Below are 12,151 nucleotides of genomic sequence, written 5' to 3'. Positions count from 1 at the left end.
AAATTGAGCAGTAACAATAATACAAATATCACATATCGTAAAAAGCTGTTCCAATAAATCTCGGCCATAAATAATTTCATATAGAAAGGCAAATGCAAAGCTAATTAAAAATAATAAGTAAAAAAAGTCTGATGGATCAACGAATGTATAGTAGTCATGCAGAATTAAGCGTTGATAAGCAACTACTATATCGCCGATGAAATAAGAGAAGGATCCGATAGTTAATGTTATCCAAAACAAACGAGATAACCCTTGTTTTATATTTGAAAAATAAAATATATAACTGCAAATTGTAATATCAATTAATATGGTACTTATTCCAGTTAATATTTGAAATGGGAGTGCGTACTCATATAAAAAGGACATTGATACGTAATGAATAGCTATATACAACAATGAAATGCTTATAAGAATACTTACATGTGTTTGTTTTTTCATTTATATCACCCACTGTATATACATAAGAACCAYCTTTTTKTAGTTTATGTTTTTTATGATTGCTTGAAAACATATAGAATTTCTATATTTATTTTACACATTTATAATGAGTTGTAAAAATAGATTTGCTCAGCAAGTATTAATTGTTGTTTCTGTTCCCAATATATCGACATAGGAATTTGAAGTTTGTTATAATGAATTAAATAGTTGCATTATTTAGAAAAATTTAAAAATAATAAATAATGCAAGTAAGACATATTGTTTACTATGTGAACTTGTTCTTAATTCAGGGGGGAGGGTTTCACAATGGCAAGTGTATATGAAAATAGTTATATGATCGTTTTGATTTTCTTGCTATTAGGTATATTGCTGCCGGTAGTGGCTCTTACATTAGGGAAAATGCTGCGTCCAAACAAACCGAGTGCAGCGAAAGCGACGACGTATGAGAGTGGAATTGAGCCTTTTCATGATGCAAATATTCGGTTTCATGCTCGTTATTACATTTTCGCTTTATTGTTCGTCATCTTTGATGTAGAAACTTTATTTTTATACCCATGGGCTGTTGCATATGACAAGCTTGGTTTATTTGCACTGATTGAAATGCTCATTTTTGTTGTGATGTTGCTAGTTGGATTAGCGTATGCTTGGAAAAAGAAGGTGTTACAATGGTTATAAATTTTGAGGAATTACACCCACAGGAGCGAGCGGAATTAGAAAGGAATATCTTTTTTTCTACATTGGAACAGTTGAAGGGATGGGCGCGGAGCAACTCTTTATGGCCGATGACATTTGGACTGGCATGCTGTGCGATTGAAATGATGGGAGTAGGCTCATCACATTACGATTTAGATCGATTTGGGTCATTTTTTCGGACTTCACCAAGACAATCGGACGTCATGATTGTGTCAGGAACGGTAACGAAGAAAATGGCACCTATTGTTCGGCGCCTATATGATCAAATGCCTGAACCGAAGTGGGTAATTGCGATGGGATCTTGTGCAACGGCCGGTGGTCCGTATGTGAATTCGTATGCTGTTGTGAAAGGTGTAGATCAAATTGTACCAGTTGATGTGTATATTCCTGGATGCCCTCCAAATCCTGCTGCTTTAATTTATGGAATTAATAAATTAAAAGAAAAAATTCGTTACGAGGCGAGGACGGGGAAGCAGGTGACGAATAAATGAGTGATCCAAATAAAGACTTAGAAAGTATGAAAAGAGAAGCAGCCCGTCATGCGAAAGAGGAAGCGCGAAAACGTCTTGCTGCGAAACATGGGGCGGAAATGTCTAAACTTGAAGGAGAACATCGAGAAAAAGAGAAAGCGCTACCAAAAGATAAGGGGATTAATGTAGAAGAAGCAAAGGCGAAAGCCGCAGCAGCCGCAAAAGCAAAAGCAGCGGTATTAGCGAAGCAAAAGCGAGAAGGATCAGAAGAAGTAACGGACGAAGAAAAAGCCAAAGCGAAGGCAAAGGYCGCAGCAGCCGCAAAAGCAAAAGCAGCGGTATTAGCGAARCAAAAGCGAGAAGGATCAGAAGAAGTAACGGACGARGAAAAAGTTAAAGCAAAGGCGAAAGCCGCAGCAGCCGCAAAAGCAAAAGCAGCGGTATTAGCGAAACAAAAGCGAGAAGGATCAGAAGAAGTAACGGAAGAGGAAAAAGTTAAAGCAAAGGCGAAAGCCGCAGCAGCCGCAAAAGCAAAAGCAAAAGCAGCGGTATTAGCGAAGCAAAAGCGAGAAGGATCAGAAGAAGTAACGGACGAAGAAAAAGCTAAAGCGAAGGCAAAGGCTGTAGCAGCTGCAAAAGTAAAAGCAGCAGCGTTAGCGAAGCAGAAAGCCTCACAAGGTGAGGGGGATTCTGGAGATGAGAAAGCAAAGGCAATTGCAGCCGCGAAAGCGAAAGCCGCTGCTGCGGCAAGGGCAAAGGGAGCTGTAAATAAGATAGAAGACGAACTGCAGCAGGAAGAACCATCAGTTAACCAACCATATTTAAATCGCTATGTGGAGATTGTTAAGGAGAGGATAGGAGAATATGCATTAGTAGATTCCTATATTAATAAGCTTTCAAAAGATGTTCCAACGCTTGTGGCGGAGCCTTCGAAATATTATGAAGTGATGGAATTAATGCGATTTCATGAGGGGCTTGCTTTTGATTATATGTCAGAGCTACATGCGACAGATTTTGTGACACATATGGAAGTATACGTTCATTTATTTTCATATGGAAAGAAACAGTCAGTAGCAGTGAAGGTAAAGCTGGATAGGGAAGCGCCGCAAGTAAAATCGGTGACGCCGCTTTGGAAAGGGGCAGATTGGCCGGAGCGTGAAACGTATGATTTGCTCGGTATTGTATTTGAAGGTCATCCTAATTTATCTCGCATTTTAATGCCGGATGATTGGGTGGGGTATCCGCTTAGGAAGGATTATGAACCGTATGATGTGGAGGTGTAGCTTGTGATCCGTACGGAAGAGATGCTCTTAAATGTAGGGCCGCAGCATCCGAGTACACATGGTGTGTTTCGGCTTGTAATTAAGATTGACGGGGAAATTATTAAAGAGGCTACACCGGTTATCGGATATTTGCATCGCGGAACAGAAAAGATAGCTGAGAGCTTGCAATATACACAAATTATCCCGTATACAGATCGAATGGACTATTTATCAGCAATGACGAATAATTACGTCCTTTGCCACGCTGTAGAGACGATGATGGATCTTGAGATTCCAGAGCGTGCTGAATATTTACGGATGCTTGCGATGGAGCTTGGGAGAGTTGCGAGCCATCTCGTCTGGTGGGGAACGAACCTGCTTGATATAGGAGCGGTTAGTCCATTTTTATATGCCTTTCGTGAACGAGAGATGATTATAAATTTATTAARTGAATTGTGCGGTGCAAGGCTTACTTTCAACTATATGAGAGTCGGYGGCGTGAAGTGGGATGCRCCAGACGGCTGGATTGAAAAGGTGAAAGAGTTTGTTCCGTATATGAGAGAGCAGTTGGAAGGGTATCACGACCTTGTTAGCGGAAATGAAATTTTCTTAAATCGTGTGAAAGGCGTTGGCGTATATAGCGCGGAAGAGGCGATCTCGTATTCTTTAAGCGGCGCAAATTTGCGGTGCACGGGAGTCCACTGGGATCTTCGCAAAGATGAGCCGTATTCTATTTATGATCGTTTTGATTTTGATATCCCTGTTGGGAGCACGGGAGATGCTTGGGACCGCTACGTTTGCCGGATGAAGGAAATTGAGGAGTCATTAAAAATTATTGAGCAAGCAGCCGAGCAGTTCCCGAAAGACGGCGCTGTGCTGGCGAAAGTGCCGAAAATTATTAAAGCACCTAAGGGAGAAGCGTTCGTCCGTATAGAGTCACCGCGGGGAGAGATTGGCTGTTATATTGCTAGTGATGGAAAGAAAGAGCCGTACCGCTTGAAATTTCGCAGACCGTCTTTTTATAATTTGCAAATCTTACCGAAGTTATTGAAAGGTGAAAACATCGCCAATTTAATTACGATTTTAGGTGGGGTGGATATTGTACTTGGGGAGGTTGACGGCTAATGATTGAGACGCTCTTACAATCACCTTCAAGCTGGACGAATTTCTTCATTTTTTTCGGATTAGCGGTGCTTCTATTATTTGCAGTCCTTGGCTTCGTTACATACGGTATTTTGGCAGAACGGAAAGTGATGGGATTTATGCAAGGGCGGATTGGACCAAACCAAGTTGGGGGCCGTTTCGGTTTACTCCAAACGGTAGCTGATGTTTTGAAATTATTATTAAAAGAAGATAGTATTCCGAAAGCTGCAGATAAACCGTTGTTTATATTAGCACCTGTTATTGCATTCGCACCAGCATTTATGGTGCTTGCGGTTATCCCGTTTACTGATAAATTTCAGTTCGCGGATATTGGCGTAGGGTTACTGTATTACATTGCTGTCTCTGGGATTACGACGATTGGAGTTGTAACTGGGGGATGGGCATCAAATAATAAATATTCCCTTTTAGGAGGGATGCGCGCAGCAGCGCAAATGATTTCTTATGAGATTCCACTTGTGATGAGTGTAATTGGCGTCGTTTTGTTAGCTGGTAGTCTTAACTTGAATGAAATTGTAGCGGCGCAGGAAAAGGTATGGTACATTTTCGCACAGCCAATCGGTTTCGTCATTTTCTTAATCGCGGCAGTTGCAGAGTTAAATAGGACACCGTTTGATTTACCCGAAGCGGAGTCAGAACTTGTTTCAGGATACCATACGGAATACTCAGGTTTTCGATGGGCGTTTTTCATGCTTTCAGAGTATGTGTATTTCTTCGGGATGTCATCTTTAATTACAGTACTCTTTTTAGGAGGCTGGAATCCAGTTATGTTCCTTGGGTTTATTCCAGGAGCCGTATGGTTTGCTTTGAAATTCAGCAGTGTGGTCTTTCTATTGATTTGGTTCCGCGTTACGTTCCCGCGCATAAGAGGTGACCAGTTAATGGAGTTTGGCTGGAAAGTATTATTACCAATCGCACTTGCAAATATTTTCTTAACGGCATTGATTAAGGAGCTATTCTTCTAATCTATAAAGGGGGTGCCAGTAAGAGATGAAAGGACTATTTAAAGGGTTAAAATATACGCTTAGTAATTTGAGTAAGAAAAAGGTGACGTATGATTATCCAAATCAACCGTTGCCATTACCAGACCGATTTCGAGGTATTCAAAAGTTTTATCCAGAGAAATGTATTGTTTGTAATCAGTGTTCCAATATTTGTCCGACAGATTGCATTCAATTAACAGGAAAAAAACATCCTGATCCTACGAAAAAAGGGAAAATTATCGACACGTATGATATTAATTTTGAAATTTGTATTCTTTGCGATTTATGTACAGAAGTTTGCCCGACAGAGGCGATTGTAATGACAAATAACTTTGAACTTGCAGAGTATTCACGTGATGATTTATTTAAAAATTTGCAGTGGCTTGACGAGAACGACGAGAACATCAGGAAGGAGAATAAAGCATGAACGGCGAGTTTGTAGCTTTCTTTATATTATCCTTGTCTGCGATTATCGGCGGCGTTCTTATGCTGAATTTAACGAAAGTAATGCATATGATGCTGGCCCTTGTGCTTACGTTCCTTAGCATTGCGGGTTTGTACTTTCTCTTATCAGCCGAATTTATCGGAGTGGCACAAATTTTACTTTACTCTGGTGCAATCACTATTATTATGATTTTTGGCATTATGTTAACGAAACATAACGCGGAAAATGAATCGCGCCTTACTCTTCGAAAATGGATTATCTTCTTTGCGGTTGTAGCATTTGGAGCAGTTATGTATTTCGCTGTTAATAGTATCGATTTTTCAAATCAAAGCACACAAGGAAGTTTACCTCTCCATGAAAATAACACACTTCAAATCGGTACACTTCTCTATTCAAAATATATTATTCCATTCGAATTAACCTCAGTTATTTTACTTGTAGCACTTGTAGGAGCGATTATCCTTGCGAAGAAGGATGAGGGAGAGGAGGATTCCCATGAGTAGCGTTCCGGCTTCTGCGTATTTAACACTTGCGATTATTTTGTTTTGCATCGGCTTATTTGGAGCTTTAACAAAGCGAAATACAGTAATTGTATTAGTTTGTATCGAATTGATGTTAAACGCCGCCAATTTAAATTTAGTAGCGTTTAGTAAATTAGGCTTGTTTCCGAATTTAACAGGACAAATCTTTTCGCTGTTTACGATGTCTGTAGCGGCAGCGGAGGCAGCGGTAGGTCTTGCAATTTTGATTGCTTTGTACCGTAATCGCCCGACAGTTCATGTAGATGAGATGGATACGCTCAAAGGATAGCATTGTGACCGAAAAGGGGGAAGGAAACAATGATCGATTATGCATGGCTCATACCGCTTTTCCCGCTTGTTTCGTTTTTGTTACTTATTGTGTTCGGGAAGAAAATTAGAGAGGGAAGTAGTGTACTAGGTATTTTCTTTACCTTTCTCTCCTTTATATCCGCGGTAGTGGTACTAATAGAACGRTTTTCATCMGRGKCAGTGAAGCATAAGTGGGTATGGCTTAGGGTAGGAGATATAGATATATCATTTGGTTTTGAAGTTACCGCATTAGGGGCTTTAATGTTGTTTATCGTTACRCTTGTGAGTTTTCTTGTACATGTGTACTCAAAAGGTTATATGAAAGGTGACACTAGATTACCAACCTTTTATGCATATTTAGGGCTCTTTACCTTTGCGATGCTTGGGCTAGTTATATCGACGAATTTATTACAGCTTTATATATTTTGGGAGTTAGTCGGCCTTGGTTCGTTTTTACTTATCGGTTTTTATTTCTTTAAAGAAGAAGCGAAGGCTGCTGCGAAAAAGGCTTTTATTATGACACGCATTGGGGATGTTGGGCTATTTGTTGGGATGATATTAATTTTTTGGCACGCAGGTAGTTTTGAATATGACGCGATTTTTAAAGCGATTCATACGGGCGACCTCTCTCCTTCTATGATTACAATAACGGCGATATTAATTTTTATCGGTGCGATGGGGAAATCGGGCCAGTTCCCGCTTCATACATGGTTGCCAGATGCAATGGAAGGACCGACGCCTGTTTCGGCGCTTATTCACGCGGCAACGATGGTTGCAGCCGGTGTATATTTAGTAGCAACGATGTTCCCGCTATTTTCAGCGAGTACGGTAGCGATGCAAACTGTTGCAATCGTTGGGGCTTTTACCGCAATCTTCGCGGCCTCTATCGGTCTTGTACAAACTGATATAAAGAGGGTTCTTGCTTATTCTACAGTTAGTCAGCTCGGTTATATGATGCTTGCGCTAGGCTCTGCTGGTTATGTAGCTGGCGTCTTTCATTTAACGACACACGCCTTTTTTAAAGCACTATTGTTCCTAGCTGCAGGGAGTGTAATTCACGCAGTCCATACGCAAAACATTAATAAAATGGGCGGTTTACAGAARAAGATGAAAGTAACCGCTGCGCTGTTTTTAATCGGTACACTTGCAATTAGTGGTGTTCCCCTCCTTTCCGGATTTTTTAGTAAAGATGAAATTTTAGCGGCGGCTTGGATGAATGGCAATTACTTTCTATTCGTTTTAGCAGTAATTGCGGCATTTCTAACAGCATTTTATATGTTCCGTCTATACTTTCTTGTCTTTACAGGGGAAACGAAGACGAAGGAAGAGGTGCACGAATCGCCTCGCACGATGACGTATCCGATGATTGTCCTTGGTGTYCTTGCGGTAGTGGCAGGTTATATAAATACACCGTGGTTCGGAACGTTTCTTGGGGATTGGCTTACGAAAGATATAGGATTCCAGGTGAAGGAAGTGCATGGACCTGTTTGGATTATGGTTGTTGCGACGCTCGTTTCATTTGCGGGAATTGCCCTCGCATATTTCATATATGGCAAGAAATCTATCTCTAGAGATTGGGCCGGCGGAGAAGGGACGTCTTTTTATAACCTTTTGAAAGAAAAATATTATGTGGATGAACTATACAATGCGACRGTRCTTCCTATTACGAAAGGAATCGCTCATGTGCTTCGCTTATTTGAAGTATACGTTGTAGAAGGAATCGCAGTTTTAATTGCTGGACTCGTTAAAGGTATGAGCGGCATCGGATCAAGGCTTCAAAACGGGAATGTACAAGTGTATGGAACTGTAACAGCAGTTTCGCTCGCAGTGCTCCTAATTATTTTGTTATATACGGGAGGGGATTTACGGTGAATGGATTGCTACTGACGTTCTTCATTTTTTCCCCACTTTTAGGAATTCTCTTGCTTTTATTAACGCCGAAACGAGAATCGCGTACAGTGCAGGCGCTTGGTTTATTCGGAACGGCGCTTCCATTTGGAATTGCTATCGTCCTTGCTTGTACATACGCTTCAGGAAAGAGCTTATCGATATTTGATGAAAAAGTGAAATGGATTAAATTTGGGGATTTCACAGCAGTGGACAAAAGGTGGTTTTCAATTTATTACGAGCTTGGTATTGATGGTTTATCGCTTGTAATGATGGTGCTCACAGCCCTTCTAGCGATGCTTGCAGCTATTGCGGCATTTTCTATTAAAAGAAATTTGAAAGCATTCTACATGCTGTTACTCATGCTAGAAATAGGGATGCTGGGTGTCTTCGCTGCTCAAAATTTAATGCTGTTCTTCATCTTCTTTGAAATTACGTTGCCGCCAATGTTTTTATTAATTGGTAAGTGGGGGAAATTGTCGAGTGAAAAGGCTGCATATAGTTATTTAATATATAACGGTATTGGATCAGCTATTTTACTTATCGTTTTCTCGGTTTTATTTGCGAAAACAGGTACGACAAATATTGCGGAGCTTAAAGAAATATTAACGAGTGTAGGTGCTGGGGGAGGAATGGTTGTCTCAAGTAGCGTACAGTTCGGCTTGTTTCTTGCCATAATGATTGCTTTTGCGATTAAACTCCCTGTGTTCCCTTTGCATCGCTGGATGGTCAATGTACACATAGAAGCGCATCCTGCTGTAGTTATGCTTCAYGCGGGGGTTTTGCTGAAGATTGGYGCGTACGGTATTGTTCGCTTCGGGAAAGGATTATTCCCAGAATATTTYCGTGATTTTGCAACGCTAATTGCGGTTTTAGGGGTAATTAATTTATTGTATGGGGCCTTTCTAGCACTCATCCAAACGGACTTTAGAAAGGTACTTGCTTACTCTAGTATTTCACATATGGGCATTGTATTAATGGGTCTTGCGGCGTTAAATGCACCAGGTACACAAGGGGCGCTGTTCCAAGTTGTATCTCACGGTTTAATTGCGGCCTTACTCTTCTTCTTGCTTGGCATTATTGAAGAGCGTTTCGGGACTTCGGATATTACAGCACTTGGTGGACTTGCAAAAAGTGTTCCGGTGCTTAGCGGTTTCTTCCTAGCGGGCGGTATGGCATCGCTTGGAATGCCAGGGATGTCCGGATTTATTAGCGAATTTCTTGCCTTTCTCGGTTTATTCCAAGGGAAACCGGTTATCGCCGCCGTCGGTGTAATTGGAATTATTTTAACCGCTGTATACGTATTAAGAGCGACACTTCAAGTGATATTTGGTAAGAAAGAATGGGAAGCGAAATTTGATATACACGGATGGGAGTACGTTCCTGTTATAGTGCTTATCGTTTGTATTATTGCAATTGGGGTAATGCCAGAACTACTAGGGGATCCACTTCAAACTACATTGAAAACATTGGGGGTGAAGTAGGATGGATATGAACACGTTACTTAGCTTATCATGGCATCTCATGGTACCAGAATTCATTATTCTCGGGGCAGCCATCCTTCTTTCCATATGTGATTTGTTTTTTAAGCTGAACCATAGGTACGTTGCGATTGGTGCAATTGCCGCTGCCTTGTTAGCGATAGTGTCATTAATGACGCTATATAGCGAACCGGCAGGAGATATTTTAAATGGATCGTTTGTACTAGATGGATTTTCAAAAGGATTTAAAACGTTGTTATTAGGCGGAGCAGCTCTCGTTTTATGTATGGCAATAAGCGATGACAAGAAGGAGCCTATTCAAGATAAAGGAGAATATTATTATTTGTTTTTAATGGCGCTTCTTGGAGCGATGTTCATGGCTTCTAGCGTTGATTTCATMACATTGTTCGTTGGTTTAGAGTTGCTTTCGCTTTCTTCCTATATTTTAGTAGGAATCCGAAAAAGAAACCGTGCATCGAATGAGGCTGCAATGAAATATGTCATTAACGGAGGAATTGGAACAGCAATTACACTCTTTGGAATGAGCTATTTATACGGTATTACAGGGTCGACCAACATAGTAGAAATGCAAAAGGCATTTACGCAAGGATTGGCCGGGGGCATTCAGTTATTGTTAGCTCTCGCATTTCTACTTTTGCTCGTTGGACTCTCATTCAAAATTGCAACAGTGCCATTTCATATGTGGGCACCAGATGTGTATGAGGGAGCGGCTACACCTGTCACTGCTTTTCTCGGAACGATTTCTAAAATTGCTGGTTTTCTACTCATTACGCGTTTGTTTCTTATGGTGTTTGCAGGTGTGGCAATCCAAGGAGACGCACAATCTTTGTACGGGCGTATGAGTATATACATTGCTGTATTAGCTAGTATTACGATGATTGTTGGGAACGTAGTAGCATTAAAGCAATACAACGTAAAACGTCTATTTGCCTATTCAGGTATCGCGCATGCTGGGTATTTGCTAGTCCCCCTTGTAGCGCTATCRCAGTTTACGATGGATAGTATGTGGTTTTATATGCTTGCATATATGCTTATGAATATAGGAGCATTTGCAAYCATCCACGGATTAATCTTACAAAATGATAAGGAAAAYATGACGATTTTTACAGGGTTATATAAGCGATCCCCATTTACAGCTATAGTGATGACGGTCTTTATTTTATCATTAGCTGGAATACCGGGGACAGCAGGTTTCATCGGGAAAATTCACATCTTTTTAGGGGCACTTCATGTTGAACCTGCTCATTACGTATTAGCTTCTATTATGATGGGGACAACAGTTGTTTCATTTGTATATTACTTCCGGATATTACAGCAAATGTTTTTCCGCACGGGAGAGACAGAAGAAAAGCTTCGGTTACCGTTAAATATAAAGATTGTCATGAGTCTTTGCGCAATTTCRATTGTAATACTAGGGATTATGCCGATGATTGGTTACAATTTCTTYTATGAAYATTTTCCATTAATGAARGATTTCTTCTTCTTRGGGAACGTGGTACAATAGTAAAAATAAAAGGTGTAGAGTCCGTACTCTACGCTTTTTATTTTGGAGTAACARCAAATGAAAACRWCTATAGGTATATGTTTTYYRASAGRAAATTACGATGTAAAATGTAAGATGCTTATTTGYGTKTGAAAAAGTGTGGCTYCTACTTATTTATGGTATCGTTTTTTACATTTTGCGTAAGTAGTAGCCAAGCAAAAAAAGGGGTCGATTTTTTGGCACATCTTTTAGGGCAACAAGCACTGATTGCCATTGTTTCGCATTTATTGTTTATTACCATTACGTGGTGGGCCTTACAAGGTATTCACATTGAGCGCTTAATGAAGTCTGGGAAAGTGATGCAGACGAGAGTGTTACTTATCCTAATTACAATTGCAATTGGGACATCTGTAAGTAACTTTTTCCTTGATTATTTAGGCTATTCAAAGAGTTTAACGTATTTAGTAAAGTAAGTGTATAGAACCTCATATCTCCGTTAACAATGGGGATAGGAGGGGATGAAATTGAAGTTTAAAGCCATTCTTATCGTTATCGTAAGTGTTGTTTTATTTTTGGTTGGATATAAAGAGATGAAACCTATAAGCGATGAACAGAAAATGGAGAGCATGATTGCAACTTTAGAGAAAAATGATGCAAAAGTAGAGCGGTGGTCATGGTTAGCGCGAGAAACGAAAACAATTTCTAATATACATACGTTTCAAAAATTGTTAAACGATGTGAAGGAAGAGGCAAACATCGAAAGTTGGGAATTAGAACAATCTCCAGATGGATATAAGGCTACATCCTATAAAAAATCTTCTTCACATGAAGAACGAATAGTAGTAACTTGGAGTAAGGAAAATACTAAAGAAAACACTTTTATTATTTTTGAAGTGAGCGGGGCGAAATGGGACCCGAAGTACGTTCAGAACATGGATAAAATTTTTAGTGAAAAACCTATAATTTACACTTGTGTTCAAGGTGTACTGAATGATAA

The 12,151-nt window shown here is 40.1% G+C and carries 13 protein-coding genes and 1 pseudogene; 13 read left to right on the top strand and 1 reads right to left on the bottom strand.

All coding sequences use genetic code 11. The annotated features are described in order from the left end of the window. Positions 1 to 438, bottom strand: a pseudogene (locus AC1DJR_RS05950) (diguanylate cyclase); the annotation flags it as partial. Between the two features lie 306 nt (positions 439 to 744). On the opposite strand from AC1DJR_RS05950, the gene nuoA reads away from it, so the two are divergent. The 13 genes from nuoA to AC1DJR_RS05885 form a co-directional block, all read left to right on the top strand. Next, entirely contained in the window at positions 745 to 1,113 is a 369-nt protein-coding gene (gene nuoA, locus AC1DJR_RS05945; RefSeq protein ID WP_000179270.1) for an NADH-quinone oxidoreductase subunit NuoA, read from the top strand. Continuing rightward, the gene (gene nuoB, locus AC1DJR_RS05940) at positions 1,104 to 1,622 is read left to right on the top strand and encodes an NADH-quinone oxidoreductase subunit NuoB (RefSeq protein ID WP_002089729.1); all 519 of its coding nucleotides are present in this window, start codon (positions 1,104 to 1,106) and stop codon (positions 1,620 to 1,622) included. Before nuoA ends, nuoB begins: the two co-directional genes overlap by 10 nt. After that, positions 1,619 to 2,884: an NADH-quinone oxidoreductase subunit C gene (locus tag AC1DJR_RS05935; RefSeq protein WP_477002209.1), complete on the top strand. Its 1,266-nt coding sequence runs from the start codon at positions 1,619 to 1,621 to the stop codon at positions 2,882 to 2,884. The genes nuoB and AC1DJR_RS05935 overlap by 4 nt, the downstream gene beginning before the upstream one ends. 3 nt (positions 2,885 to 2,887) lie before the next feature. After that, positions 2,888 to 3,988 carry an NADH-quinone oxidoreductase subunit NuoD gene (nuoD, locus tag AC1DJR_RS05930; RefSeq protein WP_477002208.1) on the top strand — a complete coding sequence of 367 codons (1,101 nt, stop codon included), beginning with the start codon at positions 2,888 to 2,890 and terminating at the stop codon, positions 3,986 to 3,988. Then, positions 3,988 to 4,989, top strand: a complete 1,002-nt coding sequence (gene nuoH / locus AC1DJR_RS05925) for an NADH-quinone oxidoreductase subunit NuoH (RefSeq protein WP_002068471.1) — start codon at positions 3,988 to 3,990, stop codon at positions 4,987 to 4,989. Before nuoD ends, nuoH begins: the two co-directional genes overlap by 1 nt. Positions 4,990 to 5,014: 25 nt before the next feature. Then, entirely contained in the window at positions 5,015 to 5,434 is a 420-nt protein-coding gene (gene nuoI, locus AC1DJR_RS05920; protein WP_002016193.1) for an NADH-quinone oxidoreductase subunit NuoI, read from the top strand. Continuing rightward, a complete protein-coding gene (locus tag AC1DJR_RS05915) occupies positions 5,431 to 5,955 on the top strand; it encodes an NADH-quinone oxidoreductase subunit J (protein WP_001012819.1) in 525 nt (174 codons plus the stop codon). The genes nuoI and AC1DJR_RS05915 overlap by 4 nt, the downstream gene beginning before the upstream one ends. Continuing rightward, a complete protein-coding gene (nuoK, locus tag AC1DJR_RS05910) occupies positions 5,948 to 6,262 on the top strand; it encodes an NADH-quinone oxidoreductase subunit NuoK (protein WP_000100081.1) in 315 nt (104 codons plus the stop codon). Before AC1DJR_RS05915 ends, nuoK begins: the two co-directional genes overlap by 8 nt. Positions 6,263 to 6,291: 29 nt before the next feature. Beyond that, entirely contained in the window at positions 6,292 to 8,154 is a 1,863-nt protein-coding gene (nuoL, locus tag AC1DJR_RS05905; protein WP_477002207.1) for an NADH-quinone oxidoreductase subunit L, read from the top strand. Beyond that, complete coding sequence (locus tag AC1DJR_RS05900; protein ID WP_429687979.1) at positions 8,151 to 9,653, top strand: NADH-quinone oxidoreductase subunit M; 1,503 nt, start codon at positions 8,151 to 8,153, stop codon at positions 9,651 to 9,653. The genes nuoL and AC1DJR_RS05900 overlap by 4 nt, the downstream gene beginning before the upstream one ends. 7 nt (positions 9,654 to 9,660) lie before the next feature. Beyond that, complete coding sequence (nuoN, locus tag AC1DJR_RS05895; RefSeq protein ID WP_477002210.1) at positions 9,661 to 11,175, top strand: NADH-quinone oxidoreductase subunit NuoN; 1,515 nt, start codon at positions 9,661 to 9,663, stop codon at positions 11,173 to 11,175. 215 nt (positions 11,176 to 11,390) lie between these two features. Beyond that, positions 11,391 to 11,627, top strand: a complete 237-nt coding sequence (locus AC1DJR_RS05890; protein WP_002016201.1) for a DUF1146 family protein — start codon at positions 11,391 to 11,393, stop codon at positions 11,625 to 11,627. Between the two features lie 51 nt (positions 11,628 to 11,678). Continuing rightward, positions 11,679 to 12,151, top strand: a 473-nt coding sequence (locus AC1DJR_RS05885; protein ID WP_477002206.1) for a YwmB family TATA-box binding protein, incomplete at its 3' end; no start/stop codon positions are given.

The sequence above is a fragment of the Bacillus sp. 05T31 genome (genome assembly GCF_056396725.1).
This window is presented reverse-complemented; position numbering and strand designations above follow the sequence as displayed.

Coding starts and splice junctions, on each gene's coding strand:
- nuoA (WP_000179270.1), top strand. CDS start 745: ATGGCAAGTGTATATGAAAATAGTTATATGATCGTTTTGATTTTCTTG.
- nuoB (WP_002089729.1), top strand. CDS start 1,104: ATGGTTATAAATTTTGAGGAATTACACCCACAGGAGCGAGCGGAATTA.
- nuoH (WP_002068471.1), top strand. CDS start 3,988: ATGATTGAGACGCTCTTACAATCACCTTCAAGCTGGACGAATTTCTTC.
- nuoI (WP_002016193.1), top strand. CDS start 5,015: ATGAAAGGACTATTTAAAGGGTTAAAATATACGCTTAGTAATTTGAGT.
- AC1DJR_RS05915 (WP_001012819.1), top strand. CDS start 5,431: ATGAACGGCGAGTTTGTAGCTTTCTTTATATTATCCTTGTCTGCGATT.
- nuoK (WP_000100081.1), top strand. CDS start 5,948: ATGAGTAGCGTTCCGGCTTCTGCGTATTTAACACTTGCGATTATTTTG.